Annotated in this window: 19 protein-coding genes; 2 read left to right on the top strand and 17 right to left on the bottom strand. The window is 41.5% G+C overall.

Translation table 11 applies throughout. The features are described 5' to 3' along the window. Positions 1 to 253 precede the first annotated feature (253 nt). The 12 genes from pseI to LBC_RS03405 form a co-directional block, all read right to left on the bottom strand. The gene (gene pseI, locus LBC_RS03460; protein WP_221254710.1) at positions 254 to 1,291 is read right to left on the bottom strand and encodes a pseudaminic acid synthase; all 1,038 of its coding nucleotides are present in this window, start codon (positions 1,289 to 1,291) and stop codon (positions 254 to 256) included. Between the two features lie 42 nt (positions 1,292 to 1,333). After that, positions 1,334 to 2,056: a pseudaminic acid cytidylyltransferase gene (gene pseF / locus LBC_RS03455; RefSeq protein ID WP_221254709.1), complete on the bottom strand. Its 723-nt coding sequence runs from the start codon at positions 2,054 to 2,056 to the stop codon at positions 1,334 to 1,336. A gap of 42 nt (positions 2,057 to 2,098) precedes the next feature. Beyond that, complete coding sequence (locus LBC_RS03450; protein ID WP_260173437.1) at positions 2,099 to 3,907, bottom strand: menaquinone biosynthesis decarboxylase; 1,809 nt, start codon at positions 3,905 to 3,907, stop codon at positions 2,099 to 2,101. After that, positions 3,907 to 4,830: a hydroxymethylbilane synthase gene (gene hemC, locus LBC_RS03445; RefSeq protein WP_221254708.1), complete on the bottom strand. Its 924-nt coding sequence runs from the start codon at positions 4,828 to 4,830 to the stop codon at positions 3,907 to 3,909. The genes LBC_RS03450 and hemC overlap by 1 nt, the downstream gene beginning before the upstream one ends. Then, complete coding sequence (locus LBC_RS03440; RefSeq protein WP_221254707.1) at positions 4,827 to 5,246, bottom strand: FxsA family protein; 420 nt, start codon at positions 5,244 to 5,246, stop codon at positions 4,827 to 4,829. The genes hemC and LBC_RS03440 overlap by 4 nt, the downstream gene beginning before the upstream one ends. Continuing rightward, positions 5,237 to 6,946, bottom strand: a complete 1,710-nt coding sequence (locus LBC_RS03435) for a proline--tRNA ligase (protein ID WP_221254706.1) — start codon at positions 6,944 to 6,946, stop codon at positions 5,237 to 5,239. The genes LBC_RS03440 and LBC_RS03435 overlap by 10 nt, the downstream gene beginning before the upstream one ends. After that, entirely contained in the window at positions 6,943 to 8,208 is a 1,266-nt protein-coding gene (hemA, locus tag LBC_RS03430) for a glutamyl-tRNA reductase (RefSeq protein WP_221254705.1), read from the bottom strand. The genes LBC_RS03435 and hemA overlap by 4 nt, the downstream gene beginning before the upstream one ends. Further along, on the bottom strand, positions 8,208 to 9,101 hold the full coding sequence (locus LBC_RS03425) for a polyprenyl synthetase family protein (RefSeq protein WP_221254704.1): 894 nt from the start codon (positions 9,099 to 9,101) through the stop codon (positions 8,208 to 8,210). Before LBC_RS03425 ends, hemA begins: the two co-directional genes overlap by 1 nt. 3 nt (positions 9,102 to 9,104) lie before the next feature. Next, on the bottom strand, positions 9,105 to 9,518 hold the full coding sequence (locus LBC_RS03420) for a hypothetical protein (RefSeq protein WP_221254703.1): 414 nt from the start codon (positions 9,516 to 9,518) through the stop codon (positions 9,105 to 9,107). Positions 9,519 to 9,592: 74 nt separating this feature from the next. Continuing rightward, positions 9,593 to 9,844, bottom strand: a complete 252-nt coding sequence (locus LBC_RS03415; RefSeq protein ID WP_221254702.1) for a DUF2018 family protein — start codon at positions 9,842 to 9,844, stop codon at positions 9,593 to 9,595. 33 nt (positions 9,845 to 9,877) lie between these two features. Further along, complete coding sequence (locus tag LBC_RS03410) at positions 9,878 to 10,504, bottom strand: HAD family hydrolase (protein WP_221254701.1); 627 nt, start codon at positions 10,502 to 10,504, stop codon at positions 9,878 to 9,880. Further along, complete coding sequence (locus tag LBC_RS03405; RefSeq protein ID WP_221254700.1) at positions 10,501 to 10,833, bottom strand: hypothetical protein; 333 nt, start codon at positions 10,831 to 10,833, stop codon at positions 10,501 to 10,503. The genes LBC_RS03410 and LBC_RS03405 overlap by 4 nt, the downstream gene beginning before the upstream one ends. A 164-nt stretch (positions 10,834 to 10,997) precedes the next feature. Between LBC_RS03405 and LBC_RS03400 the strand changes: the two genes are divergently transcribed. Together LBC_RS03400 and LBC_RS03395 are read left to right on the top strand one after the other, a co-directional pair. Beyond that, positions 10,998 to 12,272 carry an O-acetylhomoserine aminocarboxypropyltransferase/cysteine synthase family protein gene (locus LBC_RS03400; RefSeq protein WP_221254699.1) on the top strand — a complete coding sequence of 425 codons (1,275 nt, stop codon included), beginning with the start codon at positions 10,998 to 11,000 and terminating at the stop codon, positions 12,270 to 12,272. A 68-nt stretch (positions 12,273 to 12,340) separates the two neighbouring features. Next, entirely contained in the window at positions 12,341 to 12,895 is a 555-nt protein-coding gene (locus LBC_RS03395; protein WP_221254698.1) for a hypothetical protein, read from the top strand. A gap of 83 nt (positions 12,896 to 12,978) precedes the next feature. Here the strand turns inward: LBC_RS03395 and LBC_RS03390 are convergent, their stop codons facing one another. The 5 genes from LBC_RS03390 to LBC_RS03370 all read right to left on the bottom strand — a co-directional run bounded on the left by LBC_RS03390 (position 12,979) and on the right by LBC_RS03370 (position 17,250). After that, positions 12,979 to 13,731, bottom strand: a complete 753-nt coding sequence (locus tag LBC_RS03390; RefSeq protein WP_221254697.1) for an SDR family NAD(P)-dependent oxidoreductase — start codon at positions 13,729 to 13,731, stop codon at positions 12,979 to 12,981. Further along, positions 13,728 to 14,453, bottom strand: a complete 726-nt coding sequence (locus LBC_RS03385; protein WP_221254696.1) for an SDR family NAD(P)-dependent oxidoreductase — start codon at positions 14,451 to 14,453, stop codon at positions 13,728 to 13,730. Before LBC_RS03385 ends, LBC_RS03390 begins: the two co-directional genes overlap by 4 nt. After that, the gene (locus LBC_RS03380) at positions 14,450 to 15,541 is read right to left on the bottom strand and encodes a ketoacyl-ACP synthase III (protein ID WP_221254695.1); all 1,092 of its coding nucleotides are present in this window, start codon (positions 15,539 to 15,541) and stop codon (positions 14,450 to 14,452) included. Before LBC_RS03380 ends, LBC_RS03385 begins: the two co-directional genes overlap by 4 nt. Next, positions 15,542 to 15,760, bottom strand: coding sequence for an acyl carrier protein (locus LBC_RS03375; protein WP_221254694.1), 219 nt, complete (start codon positions 15,758 to 15,760; stop codon positions 15,542 to 15,544). A 146-nt stretch (positions 15,761 to 15,906) separates the two neighbouring features. After that, positions 15,907 to 17,250: an FAD-dependent oxidoreductase gene (locus LBC_RS03370; RefSeq protein WP_221254693.1), complete on the bottom strand. Its 1,344-nt coding sequence runs from the start codon at positions 17,248 to 17,250 to the stop codon at positions 15,907 to 15,909. Positions 17,251 to 17,325 lie beyond the last annotated feature (75 nt).

The raw sequence follows: 17,325 nt of genomic DNA, 5'->3' as shown, positions 1-17,325 counted from the left end.
AAAACCAAGGATTTAAACAGTCTATTTTTAGTGCGAGTAAATTTAATAAATCAAAATTTTTTTAAAAATCTCTTATAAATTTATCAAACAAAAAGCATATATTACCATAAAGCTATCTTTACTTTATAATCAAATGTTTGCACACCATATATCAAGAATTAGCTTTAAAGAGAAACTAATTTAGTCTTTAGACATAAAGCATATTTTAACCGATTTTAAAACTTTATGCCAGTGCTTTATAAATTTTAACCATCTACAAAATCATATCCCAAACCAAAAGCGCGCCTGCTTTTATGTCGGTTTTAGCTGTTTTTTTATCCACTAAATCATAATATTTTGGCTCTATGCCACCGCCTGGACGAAGTGAGGTAAAGTTTTTATTAAAAATAAGCTTCTCGCCTTTTACAATATCCTTAACCGCAATTAAAGAGCGTCCTGCTTTTAAATTTACACTCTCAAGCACAGGCTTTCCAATGGCCTTAAATGCATCATTGCAGCCACTTACTAGCTCTTTTAACTCATCAGCCGTAACAGAGAAAAAGTCATCTGCGCTTTTTACGCTACAATCAAGCATGAAATGCTTTTCTATCACACTAGCCCCCAAAGCCACAGCAGCCACAGGCACGGCAATACCCCTTGTGTGATCGCTTAGCCCTACAACACAGCCATAAATTTTTGAAAGCATTTTAATAGCAGAGAGGTTCATCTCCTCAGGCAGGCTCGGGTAGTGACTGGTGCATTTTAGTACGACAAGCTCCTCGCACCCTGCTTTTAGCGCAGTCTGTATCGCCTCATCAAGCTGAGCTAAGCTTGCATTGCCAGTTGAGATTATAAGCGGCTTTTTGGTGCTTGCGGCAAGCTTTATTAACGCCGTGTCAATAATCTCGGTCGAGGCTATTTTATAAGCTGGCATATCAAATTTCTCCAAAAGCTCTATCGCACTCTTATCAAAAGGCGACGAAAAGAGCGTAATACCAGCTTCCTTTGCAGTTTTTACCAGCTCCGCCGTCCACTCCCACGGCATAAAAGCTCCATTATAAAGCTCATAAAGGCTCTGTCCAGCCCAAGGACCAGACGTTATCATGTATTCAGGCGCATTTGAGTTAAAAGTGATAGTCTCAGGCTTATAATGCTGAAGCTTGACTGCGCTCGCACCAGCATTTGCTGCTGCAAAAATGCTCTTTTTGGCTAGCTCAATATCGCCGCCATGATTAGCTGAAAGCTCTGCAATGATGTAAGGCGCACAGCCCCTGCCTAGCTCTTTACTATCTATTTTTATTCTATCTTTCACAGTTTTTCCTTTGATTTTTTGCCTAACACGCAAGCTTTAAAATTACGAATTTAATTTTTTATTTAGTTCGTAAAGCACCTCAGCCATCTGCCAATCCTCAATCGTATCTATATCACAAACCATATGCCTAGGCAGAATAAATGCAAGCTTATCCTTGCTAAAGCCAATTTCTCCAGCAGGAGCCGCTAAATCATCAAAGTAAAACTGCCCTGCGTCACCGTAAGCTGGCACTAAGTCTTGCGAGCGGGTGCTAAAGTATTCTGGGAAAAACATCTCGCACCTGCTATCCTCATCTACGCTAAAGCTACGCCATATCGGAAAATTCATAGAAGTAGCGCTAAATACCTGCCTAGCCCCACCGCTTGATTTTAACCTCTTAAAAGCCTGCGATAAAAGCTCAGGGCGCAAAGAAAGTAGCGGTGCAGTGGCGTATATCGTACAGACAAATCGCCCAAGCTCGGCATTAGAGCTTAAAAACTCAATAGCGTGATTTACCGCTTCTCCTGAAGTGCTAAAATCATCAGCTAAACTATCTGGGCGCATAAATGGTACCAAAGCACCGTATTCGCGTGCGACTTTAGCGATAGTCTCATCATCAGTTGTAACTATAACCTTGCCAAAAACCCCACTTTTAATCGCCGCTTCTATAGAATAGGCTATAAGTGGCTTGCCACAAAATTGTTTTATATTTTTGTTTTTTATGCGCTTGCTACCGCCACGAGCTGGTATGATAGCAATGGGCGCAATTTGCTCGTTTATTTTCATGTTTTCTATATCGTCAAAAAGTGTAAAATTTTAACCCTAGCCCTAACCGAATATCTCAAATTTTTCAAAAAGAACTTCATCATAACCCACGATGCCTCTATCCGCTAGACTTTTTACCACACTTTTAGTACAATCTGTCATATTTGGCCAAGCCCTAGTATAGCCGTCGTTTTCGCCCTTTTTCGTAGCGTCAACACAGACAAGTTCGCCATTTATATAAATATCACGTTTAGCGTCAATGTTATTAACAACTCTCCAAATAATCATGTAAGGATTTTTAAGCCTAGCATCAGAATCAAGTAAGACAATTATCCTAAAATGCTCCCTTAAAGCACCGAGTCTCTCAAGCACCAAAGCCGCACTTACACTTTTGTCAAATTTAACCACACAGATAGGATTTTTGCTCTGCCTTTTATAGGTGTAAAGCTCACTAAATGCTGGCAAGATGGTATTAAATTTATCCAAAAGTTCACCATCGCTTAATAAATTTGGTGCCACTGGCGCAAAATCAATAGTCGCATCAATGCCGAGCTTTCCTCCAAAGCAGGAGTTTGGGCTAGCATGATCTAGCTGGTCGCAAACACCCTCGCTAATAAGCATCGCATGCGGTGCAAATCTATCTAGCACATAATCGCTAAAACCATCATAATCCTCAAGTCGCGGCGCATCGCTAGGTACAAATATGGCATGCTTGACAAAGCTCATCTGCCCCACACCCCAAAAAGCGTGCATAGCCTGCTTTGCATGGGCTGGATAAAGGGTGTTTATTTTTGCTAGGATTAGGTTGTGAAAGACGCCATTTTCAGGCATGTTATAATCAATTAGCTCAGGCACAGTAGTGCGAAGCAGTGGTAAAAACACCCGCTCTGTGGCGTATCCCATAAATTTATCCTCAAGCGGAGGCTTGCCCACCACAGTAGCGTAAAATATAGGCTCACGCTTTGAGGTAATTGCGCTTACTTGCATAAAAGGAAAAGGCTCTGCTGGAGTGTAAAATCCGGTATGGTCTCCAAAAGGCCCCTCTATTTCAAATTTATCAGTATCAACAAAACCCTCTATGACAAAGTCCGCATCATGAGGGATATAAATCTCATTTGTGATTGATTTAACTAGCCGTGCACCCCTACCTCTAATAAATCCGTAAAGCAAAAGCTCAAACACACCCTTTGGAAGCGGGGCTTGTCCACACCAGATATAAAGTGGATCGCCACCTATTGCCACAGAGACTGGCATTTTGCGCCCAGCACGCTTATACTCGTGGAAAAAATGCGCACCGTCTTTGTGTATTTGCCAGTGCATTCCAAGGCGAAAATCGTCATAAATTTGCAAGCGATACATGCCTAGATTTGCCTGCTCGCCGTCAAGACTTTGAGTGTAAACCTGCCCCATGGTAATAAACCGCCCAGCATCGCCTTGCCACGTACGCAAGGCTGGCAAAAGGCTAAGCCTAGCCTCATCGCCAAGAAGCACCCTCTCCTGACACTCTCCACGCCCACTTTCTCGCTTTACGAGGGTGTTTTTCATAGAGTAAAGATGGGCTAAAAAATCGAGCTTTTGTTTAAAATTCTTTGGCTTTTTAGGCTTTAACAGCGCCTCTATACGCTCTGCTATAACATCAGGCTCGCAGCCAAAAATAAGCCTAGTAGCCTCCTTTGAGCCGTATAAATTTGTAAGCACAGGTGGGTACTTGCGCCCCGATTTATCCGTTACATTTGTAAATAAAAGTGCCTTGCTATCAGACTTTTTTACCTCTATGTAGCTAGTGTGAGCTATCTCTAAATCAATATCCACCCGCTCATCAATCTGCTTAAGCAGCCCATTTTTGCGTAGCAAAGAGACAGCATCTATCATCAGATAATCTCCGCTGCCATCGCCTCAGCTTTTTTTAAAAGCTCTCTCGCACCACGGGCTATAAATTTATCCGCTAGCTGCTTTCCAGCTATCTTATAAGCCCCCACATCAAAGCGAACAACATCACTTAAAATCTCGCTAGCATCGGGCATGCCAAGCACTGCACGCACCAGCACACTCTCGCCATCAAGGATAGCATGCACTCCGATAGGGGCTTGACAACCACCATTTAAAGCATGGACAAAATCGCGCTCAATAGTAGTAGCTACCACAGAGACTGGGTCGTTTAAAAACTCAACACACTCTCTCATATCCTCCCTAGCCTCTATGCCAAGTGCAGCCTGCCCCATAGCTGGCACCATCTCTTGTATATCAAAAGCGTGAATAAATTTAACCTCATCTTTTAACCCCAGTCGCAAAATCCCTGCCATAGCCAGGATAATAGCATCAAATTCACCCTCTTTTAGCTTTTTTATTCTAGTTTGGACGTTTCCACGCAGGCTAATAATCTCTAAATCAGGGCGCATAGCAAGTAGCTGCATGCGTCTTCTTAGGCTTGTAGTACCAATTTTTGCGCCGTATGGTAGCTCGCTAAAGCTAGCATATTGCTGTGAAAGCATGGCGTCTCTAGCATCCGTCCTAGCACACACAGCAGCTAGCACAAGCCCCTGCGGAAAGGTAGTGGGGACATCTTTTAGACTATGTACCGCTATGTCTGTCTCACCTCTGAGCATGCTTTCCTCAAGCTCTTTGGTAAATAGCCCCTTGCCGCCTATTTTAGCGAGCGGAGTATCAAGCACCACATCGCCTTTTGTTTTCATTCCTACTAGCTCGCTACTTTTGCCTTCATCAGCTAGTTTTGACGCTATAAACTCACTTTGCCACAGCGCCAAAACACTCTGCCTAGTTGCTATTTTTATCATTTTATCCCCCTGCTTTCCTCGATTATTTCAACGTCTATTATCTCGCCCTCATCATCTGGGTTTTTAGGGCTTTGCGAGTAAAAACCATTACGAGGATTAAAGCCCCTATCTTGTGGTGCGCTCTGCCCTATAATAAGTGATAAAAGCAGGATAATAACACCTGCAAAATCGCTAATTAAGCCAGGGATTATGAGTAATACCCCAGCTATGCCGTACCCAAGTGAGCTAAAAATGTCCTTAACCCCATAAAACATAACTCGGTTAAAAAGTCCAGCAAGCCCAAATCTAAAAGCCAACACAAAACCAAAAATCGCGGTTATTATGCACTCTAATAAAAGTGAGCCAAAGCCAAATTTAATCATATAAAAATAAGCCGCAACCGCCTCTAAAATCAGCCAAAGCCAGCCTAGACGCATAGCCTCTGCCTTATAATCTCAAACGCCATACTTGCCTCAATGCTCTCTTTGGTTAACCCTTTTCTACTTATAAGCTCGACTTTGCCCTCTTTTAGCCCCTTACCCACAAGCAGCGCATAAGGAAATCCCATAAGCTCATAATCGCTCATTTTCACACCAAATCTCTCATCTCTATCATCATAAAGCACCCTAATACCAAGGGATTTTAGCTCGCTGTAGATAGAGTTTGCATAACTAACCGCCTCATCATCTTTTAAATTTAAAAGTATCACTGATATGTCAAATGGCGAAATCTGTCTCTGCCATATGCAACCCTTCTCATCATGACTAGCTTCGATAGCTACAGCCATTAGGCGACTTACGCCTATGCCATAACAACCCATGTAAAAGGCCTCTGCCTTGCCATTTTCATTTAAAAAAGTCGCACTCATAGCGCTTGAGTATTTCTGTCCTAGTTTAAAGATATGTCCTACCTCAATGCCTTTTTTTACCTCGAGCGGTGCGCCGCATTTTGGGCATTTATCGCCCGCTTTAACAGCGGCTAAATCCTTAAACCTATCCGCATTAAAGCTAGCCACACTAACACCAACAAAGTGATAGTCCTTTTCATTTGCACCGCATATCATCTGCGTGGCACCCTCTAGCTCACGGTCAATGAAAAACTCCACCCCACTAGCTAGCCCCACAGGCCCACAATATCCTGCCACTAGCCCAGCCTTTGCTATATCCTCAGCCTCAGCCACAACTAGCTCAAGCGCCCCAGCTGCATTTTGAGCTTTGACATCTTGAAGCTCATCATCCCCTCGCACAAAAAATACAACTACACGCTCACTATCAGCATAAATCGCCTTTTTTATCACGGCCTTAATCGTATAAAACTCATCAACTCGGAAAAACTCAGCCACATCTTTTATGGTATTTGTCCCTGGAGTGTAAAACTTCGCCGCCTCTGCCTCTGGTGCAGCAATATCACTAAGTCTAGGCGCACGACTGGCTGCTTCTATATTTGCCGCATAATCGCAAGCGCTACAGCATATTATGTCATCCTCACCGTTATTTGCTAGCACCATAAATTCCTTACTCCCAGAGCCACCTATCGCTCCGCTATCAGCCTCAACAGCCCTAAAATCAAGCCCAAGCCTAGTAAAAATACGAGAGTAAGTCTCGTGCATTAGCTCAAACTCACGGTCTAAATCAGTCTCGCTAGCATGAAAGCTATATGCGTCTTTCATAATAAACTCACGCCCTCTTAAAAGCCCAAATCTAGGGCGTGCTTCATCACGAAATTTAGTATTAATCTGATATAAATTTATAGGAAGCTGCTTGTAGCTAGTGAGCTTTCCACGCACGCAAGCGACGGCACTTTCTTCGTTTGTGGGGCTTATTACATAATCGCTTTCTTTTCTATCCTTAAAGCGTAAAAGCTCCTTACCAAAGACATCAAATCTCCCACTCTGACGCCATAAATCGCCACTTGTAACCACGCTAAAGCTAAGTTGCTGTGCGCCCGCAGAGTCCATTTCATCTTTGACTACGCTAGTGATTTTATCAAGCACCATCTGCCCCAAAGGCAAAAAGTTATAAAGCCCAGCGCCATTTTGCTCGATAAAACCTGCACGAGTGAGAAATATATGACTAGGCAGGCTCGCCTCTTTTGGCGCCTCTTTAAAAGTTGGTGCGTAGAATTTAGAAAATCTCATTCGCTTTCCTTTTCGTCTAAATTTATATCAAAAATATACTGCGTCGCAGCCGCTATATCGCTAGCGTCATCTCGCTGGGCTAGCTCTTTTAGCCGCATAGTAGGAGAGTGCAAAAACGCCTTAAACACCTGATGAATAAGCCGTCTAGCCTCATCTTTATCAGAGTGCTTTAGGTAGCCCTTTTTTAAGGCTAGATTAAGCTCATAATCAGCGCACTCCTTTGCCCTTTGTCGTATAGCTTTTATAATGGGCGTAGATACACTTTTTTTTATCTGCTGAAAAAACTCGCTAGTGCTTTGCGCGACTATAGAGTAAGCTAGCTGAGCTTGTTCCTCTCTTAAGGTCATGTTCTTACGAACTATCTCCTCAAGGTCATCAACAGCATAGACTTTTATATCGTCTGTTTGAGTTAGGGCTATATCCCTAGGCACCGCTATGTCAAAAAAGTATCGCTTAAACGGAGCTGGTTCAATCAATTCATCAGTGATTACTACATGAGGGGCTGAAGTGGAGGAAAATATAAGCTCATGAGAGTTTACATACTCTTTTAGCTTTAGTATGCTATCCCAAGTCGCATTCTCGCCTAATTCATCGACTAATTTTAAAGCTTTTTCACTACTTCTATTTATGATTATGACTTTAGCCCCACTTGCTATTAGGTGCTTTGCAGCTAGCTCACCCATCTCGCCAGCCCCCACAATAACTGCGCTTTTACCAGCCAAATCCCCCACAAGCTCCTTTGCCTTTGCCACGGCTACGCTTGAGACTGAAATCGGATTTTTTGAAATTTGAGTCTCGTTTCGCACTCTAGCAGCGCATTTTGTAGCTCCCTCTATCGCACGCGCTAAGCCATCGCCGCTGCTTTTTATAGAGCAGGCAAATTTATGCGCCTGCTTTAGCTGCCCTACTATCTGCGTTTCGCCAACAACTAAACTATCAAGAGAGCTTGCTACTGAAAAAAGGTGATGTATCGCACCGCTATCCTCATATATGTCTGCCCGCTCAAAAAGCTCATCCTCAAACACCCCACTGCTTACAGCCATGCAGCGCATTGCGTGATCGCTTGCCTTAGCCAAATCATCAGTAAGGGCTAGTACCTCCACCCTATTACAGGTGCTTAATATCATCGCCTCATCTATATTTTTACTCGCTTTTAAGAGCTTTAAAATTTGCTCTTTTTTACTATCTGTCTCTGCGGCAAGCTTCTCTCTGACTTCTAGTGTGGTATTTTTATGCGTGAAACTCACGCTTAGATAGTGCATTAAAACTCCCTATCTATCATATTTTTAATGATACTTTGTAGTTTTTCATTTTTGTACTCGCTTATAGCCTCAAGAGCCTCGGCGGCTAAAGTTTTTGCACGGTTTACACACTCATTTATCGCACCGCTCTCTCTCATGACCTTCTTTAGCCACATAACCTCATCATAACTTAGGCTCTTTTTATAAAGGCTTTTTAGTCGTTCTTTATCACTTTCTCCCAAACGCTCATAAAGATAAATATAAGGCAGTGTAGTTTTACCCTCGCTAAAATCATTAAGCGCAGGCTTACCTAAAACCTCCGAGCTTTGCGTAATATCAAGCACATCATCAATAATCTGAAAAGCAAGCCCCAAGGATTTACCATACACACCAAATTTATCCGCATCAAATCCCGCAAGCACTGCAGCTGAATAAGCACTAGCTTCTATTAAAATAGCCGTTTTTAAATATATCATGCGCCAATACGCCTCAACATCCACACTAAAGCCATCACCAAGACGCACATCCATAAGCTCGCCTACACTAAGTCCAGCCACGGCATTTGAAATTTTATTTGAAATTTCAGGGGCAAAGCCACTAAGCTTGCTAAATGCCTTTGAATAAAGCACATCGCCTAGCATAACGGCGTCTTTTGTGCCATAAAGCGCATTTATGCTAGGAGTGCCGCGCCTAGTGTCAGCCTCGTCTATAACATCATCATGCAAAAGGCTAGCAAGGTGTATCATCTCAACAATAGCGCATAAATTTATGGCGTTTTCGCTAGAGCCAGCTATCGCCATTATGAGCTTAGAACGCAGCATTTTGCCGGTGCTAATACGCTCATACATTTGTAAAATCGGCTCATAATCAAGCTCTTTTATAAAAGATGATATTAAAGAGTTAATCTCTTGCATTTTTTACCTTTTTGGATCTATAAATTCTGCGCTCATTCTGCCAGCAGCGTCTAAAACTCCAGCGTGAAAACTAGCCACGCCGGCACTAAAACCAGTAAAACTTATCATAAGCTTAACCTCATCACTAGGGGGATATTTAGTGGGTGGACGAAGCACCTGCAAAAACGTCCTGCCACCTATTCGTAGGCTTAAGACATGCTGCCTAGGATAGAGCCTGTAAAAGCTCTGAAGGCTTAAATTTGTCCAATCATACAAAGTCCAGCGAAAGCTAAACTCCTCTACCTTTTGATTAGTCAAATCAGTAAACCTAATAACACCCCACTCGTCCTTTTTTAGCTCAAATTTATGCTCTGCGCTAAAGTTTGGCGCCAAAGCAAAAGCACTACTAAAAAGACTAGCCATAAATAAAAATATCAAACCAGACCTAGTTTTTTCAGCCCCGAAAGCCTTAAAATTCAAGCCAAAATAAGAGCGTAGGCGCATATTTTAGCCTACTCATTTTGGCTTAAAATATCGCCGCTCATACCTATATATATATCATTTAGCCCCTGCTCTATCTCAAAAGCATTCTCTGCCACAAAGCCAGCAATCTCTCCTTCGCTTACGCCATGCTTCTCACAAAGCGCCTCAAGTGCTATCATGCGAACAAATAGCTTGTCTAGTTCATTTTCGACTATGTCACGATTTGCCGCAAAAATAATGTCATAAAATTTTTCCCTAGGAGAAGCGTCAAATATATCCATTTTAACCCCCAAAAGCCGTGATTATACAAAAATTTATTTTAAATTATGCAAAATCCCATAAGCCTCATCAAGCGTATTTGCATTATACTCAGCACTAGCGCTTGGATCTGCTAATCCCCAACAAACCTGCATATAAGGCACCTTCGCAGCCTTTGCCGCACCCTCATCTTTTAAGCTATCCCCTAAAAATATAGCCTCGCTTGCGTTTGTAAGCCTCATCGCCTCAAGCACCATAGCTGGATCTGGCTTTTGAGGCATAGTGTCGCTTGCGCCTATTATTACGTCAAAAAGCTCGTATATCCCACCACGCCTTAAAATCTCCTCAAGCGTGCTAGCTGGAGCGTTACTAGCCATGGCTACTTTCATGCCGTCTTTTTTAAGCTTTGACAAAAACTCGCCCATGCCCTTAAAAGGTCTAGCATAAAGCTCATAATTTTTGCGGAATTTATCCTCAAACAAATCTTTAAATTTGGCATTTGGTTCGTCTATGCCATAAAACTCAAGTGCTAAATTTTTACCTGGAGTATTTACGTCTGTGATAATTCTCTCAACACTTAAAGGCGCTAAACCTCGCTCCATTCTAGCCTCATTTACTGTTATAGCTATAGCATCAGCGCTATCAAGGACTGTACCGTCCATGTCAAATACAACAACCCTCATCTCTCCTCCTTAAATTTGTTCTTGTGTTTATCTTTTTTGTAGGTTCTTTGATTTTTTAATTTTTCAAGAGCATTTGCGCTTTTTAAAAGCTGCTCTTTTGTGGCATGTGTTAAAAGTCCATTTACAAATGCCTCAAGCGCTTTTGTATAAGGCTGATCTAAATAAACAGGCTCTATTTTATCAAGCACTTGCATATTTTTACGCACCCGCTCTTTAAAAGCCACCTCGTCAAAATCCGCACGCTTTAGCCCAGAAATTGCAGCCTTTGCCACTCTCTCAAGCGCTCTTATATACTTTACCCGCCTTGTTTTTTCCTCTACTACGTCCACTTTGCTCCTTTATTAGAGAGTGATTATAGCAGAGCTTGCCTGATTTTATGATTATATAAATTTGAGAAAATTTTTATCGTTTTTATATTATTTTATTATTTATAATTTACTTTTAAGCTAAACATATGGTAAAATAAGATTAAATAATATTTAAAGGAGACACAATGCAAAAAGCAACACTCGCCACTCACGCTGGCTATGATTCAAAATCAGGCTTTGGCTCTATGGCAGTGCCTATTTATCAAAGCACGGCTTTTGATTTTGGCTCAGCAGATACGGCTGCGGCGCGCTTTGCGCTTCGTGAGCTAGGTCCTATTTATTCGCGCTTAACAAATCCTACTTGTGATGTCTTTGAGGCGAGAGTTGCTGCGCTTGAAGGTGCAGCTGCCGCTATTAGCACCTCAAGCGGTCAGGCTGCAATTTTTTACGCCGTGGCAAATCTAGCAGAGGCTGGGGATAATATCATCGTTGCGCGTAAAATTTATGGCGGAGCGACCACACTTCTTACGCACACCATAAAACGCTTTGGCATAGAAGCGCGTGTGTTTGACGCAGATAGTAGCGATGGATTAGAGGCGCTTATAGATGAAAAGACAAAGGCTATTTACTTTGAGACGCTATCAAATCCACAAATTGCCATACCAGATATAAGCGGCATAGTAGAAATCGCCAAAAAGCACGGCATAATCACAATAGCCGATAATACCGTCGCCACGCCGATACTTTGCAATCCAATAAATTTAGGTGTAAATGTAGTAGTTCATTCAGCTAGCAAATACATAAGCGGTCAGGGACTAAACATAGCAGGCATCATAGCAAGCGCAAAGCAGACAAACTCCCTACTTGTAAATAATCCTAGATACGCCCATTTTAACGAGCCTGATGAGAGCTATCATGGGCTAGTGTACGCTAGTTTGGTCGAGGTGTTTGATCTATTTACCCTGCGCATTAGACTATCACTGCTACGAGATATAGGCGCGACACTTCAGCCGCAAGCTGCGTTTCAGCTTATACAGGGGCTTGAAACCCTGCCACTTCGCATGAAAGCTCACAGCCAAAACGCACTAAAAATAGCTGAGTTTTTAAGTACTCATCCAAAGGTAAAATCGGTAAACTATCCTGGATTAAATGGAGATAAATTTCAAAACAGGGCAAAAGAGTATCTAAATGGCGGAGCTAGCGGGCTGCTTAGCTTTGAGGTTAGTAGCGCAGATGCAGCCATAGCTGTGCTTGATAACGTAAAAATCTTTAGTATTGTTGTAAATATAGGTGATAGCAAATCAATAATAACCCACCCAGCAAGCACCACTCACCAGCAGCTAAGTGCAGCTGAGCTGGAAAAAGCAGGCATCGCACCTGGGCTAATCCGCCTAAGCGTAGGCATCGAGGACGCAAAAGACCTAATAGCCGACTTAGATGAAGCTCTAAGAAAAATTTAAATTTAATGCCAGCTAAAAGGCTGGCATTAAATTTAATTTGCTATTATATCGACTAAAAAAGGCAAAAAATGCAACAAAAAAGCGTAAGAATAGTGAATTTTTTACACCTAAGCCCTGAAAAATATGACAAAATCTTAGAATACAGAAATCAAAAATACGTAAGAGAAGCCTCCCTAAATACAGATATAATCACAAAAAATCAGCACGAAAACTATCTAAACCTACTCAAAAAGCAAGACCTATTTTTTGCGTTTTTAATCACAGTGGACGATAAAGACTACGCCGTTATAAGCCTTAAAAAAGTAAACGATGATACGTTTTATATAGGGGATTATTTAGTAAATGAGGTGTATAAATTTGAAGGCGGTGGGGTGGTTAATAAATTCTGCACGCACTATATCTGTGAAAAGCTAGGCGCTAAATTTATTAGTTATGACATTCTTTACACCACGACAAGAAATCTGCGAACAGGTAAAATGGGCGAAGTCGTAGCACACAAAGAAAACGATAGCTCATTTACCCAAACTACTAAGCTTTATAGCTACAACTCCCTAGAAATTCTAAACTCCAAACAGCGCAAACTATTTGATAAAATGTATGAAATAAAAGAGTGTATTTTATAAATAGCACTTTAAATTTAAGCTATCAAGTAAACCTAGTGCTTTAATCAAAAAAGCTAGAGGATAAAAATTTATAACTACCTAAATTACCCCCCCCCTCCGTCGATAAAATAGCTCTCTCCCATTATAAACCTAGCGCTATCACTTAACAAAAACAGTATCATATTTGCAACTTCACTTACAGAAAGAACCCTAAAAGTCTCCTCGCCTACAAAATTATCATACTCACCTTTTAGCTGCCTAAAATGGCTAGTACGCTCTATCATATCTGTATGTACCTCACCTGGCAATACGGCATTAAATCGGATTTTGCGCTTAGCATACTCAAGGCTTAGCACCTTTTGCACGCTTTGAGCGGCTGCTTTAGAAGCGATGTAAGCGACCTGCGCTTTTTTAGGTAATTTTGTCAAAAAAGTAGAGATATATACTATAGAAGCAGCGTTATTTGAGTGCTGTTTTTTGCAAAGATGCTTTGAAATTTCAAGATAAGAGAATGTATTAATCCTAAAAATCTCATCTAAAAAATCAAGGCTTAGCACCTTTGCTGGGCATATGCCAGCTACTCCAGCACTATGTACAAAGCCGTCAAATTTAATTCCGTCAAATTTAACAACCTCCTCCACAAGCTCACCTATGCCTTGCGTTTGGCTTAAATCATAACAAAAATATCTATGGCGTGCACTATCTTTCATTAAAGAAATGCTCTGCTTTAGCCCCTCCTCACTCCTAGCGACTAAAACCACCTGTGCACCAAGCTCACTAAGCCTAATGCAAACCTCACGCCCTATTCCAGAACTAGCACCAGTTACGAGTATCTTTTTACCATGAAAGCTAATCACGATAAATATCCCCTAACGTCAAAACACCTGCCATATACACCAGACGATAAATCACTAAGCAAAAATGCCACCTGTTCAGCTATGCTAGCTGGCTCTATCGTGCCACCCATTGCCTCGGCTAGCTGGCTTTCACGAGGGCTTAACCTAGCGTCTGAGCGCACGATGGCTGGGCGTATGGCATTTACTCTGATTTGCTTTTTAAAAAGCTCCTTTGCCATAGCAACTACAGCACTATCCATAGCACCCTTGCTAGCACCATAAGCAATCTGACCCTTATCAGGACTAAGGGCTGCAAATGACGAGAGTGCGACTATGCTACTGTTTAGGTTATGGAATTTGCGATTGCTAAAAATGCGCACAAACTCCACAAATGCGAAAAAATTCACACTCATCGTATCCAGCAAAAGTTTAAAAGTGGTGTTTTTAATCGGCATTATAGGAATAACTCCAGCCGCATAAACAAGTCCATCAAATTTACCCACATTAAGACTTAAAGCATCTTTCATAAGCCCTTCCACTAAGCCTATATCGCACATATCAAGACACAAAGTCTTATGCTTAGATTTTAAATTTAAGCTAGATAAAAGCGTATCTAACCTTTTTTCGTCTTTTGCAATTAGTGTTATATTTGCGTCTAAAGCATCTAAGGTATGAGCTATACTAGCACCAACTCTACCAGTAGCACCTATTAGGAGGATATTTTTATCCTTTAAATTTATCATTTTGCGTTTAAAACCTTCTGTCTGCCCTCGTCCCACGTTAAGTTTGTGTGTATGATGGGTAGGATATTTTTAGTGTCTACATGAGTGTCCGCAATAGCTAAAGACAGCCCCACACCAAAGCCTGACATTATTATTTTTACCATTTTTAAACTCTCGTCGCTACCCCCCCCCATGACCGTTTTTGCATAATGATCGCACATTACATTTGCAACTGTGGCTGAGGCTGTATTTGCATATCTATCTAGACATATGGGGACGTTTTTGGCTTTGATTTTTTTACTTATCATATCTATTATGGATTTGTTTGCTTGATGAAGCAAGACGCTATCATAATCATCTACGCCTCCACCAAAGCTCTCAAAAAACTCCCTAAAAAGCGCAGGTACTTTTGTAATACTAAAACTAAATACAGAAAGTCCGTCCATATAAATTTCAGGTCTTACCTCTGGATTATCCACACAAGCATATCTGAGCCCAGACACTGCACCCAAGGCCTTAAAGCCACTACCCATGGTTTTAAGGATAAACCTAAACCCATCTGCATACTCTAACTCGTCCGTGTATTCAATAATAGTCGCGCTCCCACAATCCCCAAAAAGCAGCTCATTTAGCCCACTTGCCACACCAAAGCCACCATTGGTATCTCCAGCGAGTAATAACACACGCTTTGCTGCACCTGAGCTAATATGACTAGCCGCTAGATAAAGACCATATACATAGCCGGAACAGCCCAAATTTACATCATATGCTAGACAGTCCTCATTTAAACCAAGCCTATATTGAAGCGTGTTTGAGGTAGCAGGAGATGGATAATCAGGCGATTGAGTAACCAAAACAAGCGCATCAATACTAGATTTATCAATGCCCTTTTTGCTAAATATCTCCTCCGCAGCCGCACAGCATAAATCAGAGGCTATGGTGGTTTTATCTTTGCTATAAAACTTCTGCTTTACGCCGGCTTCTTTGACAAATCTATCCACCGTATCTTTGTCTATTTTTGCGTAAAAATCCTCGTAGCTAAGCCTATCTTTTGGTACAGCACAACATACTGCTGAGATTTTTACATTTTTAATGTGAGCTTTTGCCATTTATTTCATACTATCTAGTATATCTTGAATGGTTTTAAAGTTTTGAATCTCCTCAGGCTTTGCCGCAATACCAAATTTCTCATCCATTATAACAACATAAGAAATAGCCGCCAAAGAATCCCATTCCTCCAAATCATCAAGTGAAGTTTGCGGAGTAAAATCGCTAGTCTCAAGCTCTAAAAGCTCTGCTATAAGTTCCATTTTTTGTGATAATTCCATAATAAAACTCCTATGTTGCTTAAATTTATTTAATTTAGCATTATAAGCAAAAAATTTTTAAGGACGCTTAAAAAGCTAGCTTCAGCAAACCTTCGTAAATAAAGCCAAACACACAAAGCCTATATACATATTAAAAAGCCCTACATTTAAGCTAACTCGCTTTTAAATTTATCCTCATCAAATTTCTTGCCCAAATACTCACAAAGCGCAACCATATCTATGCGAGCAGTCTCAAAACAGCTCGTAGCCCCAGGGCTTGGCGTCATGTTAAAGGCTATACCATCATTTGTCGCTATCCTGCCCTCACCTAGCTCAAGTCTACCAGTTTGCTTATTTAGCACCTGCGGACGCACTCCGCCAAAGCCGCTAGCATAGGTTATATCAGCAGCTGTGATAGTTGGAACTATCTTTTGCACATCTTTAGCAAATTCGCGCTTGTTGATATAAGGAATCTCAAAAACAAAATTCCTACCGACATAGTTTCTAATGTCGCTGTCTTTTAAAAGCCCAGCAAGAATACTCGCGATTTTGCCATCAAAATTTAAAGATTTTAAAAAATCAACACAGCTGCCTAGCCCCCTATATCGCTCAAGCTTTGGAAGCGCTAGTGCAGTTGGCCCAAAGCGAGTGTTGCCATCAGCTAGTATGTCTGGGTCGCCATGAAGCGCAGCAAAAGGCAACTTGTCATTTTGCACCATATACACCTTGCCTCGTAATAGCTGCTTTTTTGTAAAATAAAAGCTACCCGCAATAGGAAGCGCACCCAAATGCTCGCCGTAGCCCATTTTATGCGCTAAAAACAGAGAGTGAGCCCCAGCATCAACAACCACATAACTAGCGCTAAACGCCTGTCCGTCGGCTGCCTTTAGGTAAAACGTATCGCCCACTTTTTTAATCTCATCTATGCGCGTGTTTAAAAACACGTCATAACCATCTCCGCCTATATTTTTTGCATTTTTTACTAGCGAATCACTCATTGCGCCATAATCCATAGTCGTGTACTGCCCATCCCTAACACCCATGGCTACGATATTTTCTGGTCGGTCTTTGCCGTCTTTGCCCTCGACTATCTTAGGCTCGATTTGGCGCAGGGTATCCTTATCAAAAAGCTCCAAATACGGATAAAGCTCGCGGAATTTCTCATATCTAGCAGTAATTTTCTCTACCTCAGCATCTCCGACACCTAAAGCCATTTTTTGATGAGCAAACATAAATTTATTCTCATATCCGTACTTTAGGGCGTAATTTACCACCATTTTGGCCACATCGCGCACTTTTGCAGCTTTTTCAAAGGTGTAATTTGTCTCTATGTCGCCACAGTGAATAGTCTGAGAGTTTGATCTGCCACACGTATTTAAAGGCGCAATGCACTCGTATTTTTCAACCAAAGCCACCCGCTTAATATCACTAAAGCTTGCTAGTTCGTAAAACAGAGCAGCCCCGCTTATGCCTCCGCCTACGATGACTACGTCATAGTTATTTTGCTTCATTTCCTGCCTTTTGATAAGTTTTAAATTTATTAGTAAGTTTGGCATATTTTTTCTTTAAAAAATATAATATTTAAA

This window comes from Campylobacter sp. 19-13652 (genome assembly GCF_019702925.1).
In the GTDB taxonomy this organism is placed as follows: domain Bacteria; phylum Campylobacterota; class Campylobacteria; order Campylobacterales; family Campylobacteraceae; genus Campylobacter_A.
Note: the sequence above shows the minus strand (reverse complement) of the source record. Positions and strands in the feature narration are given on the sequence as shown.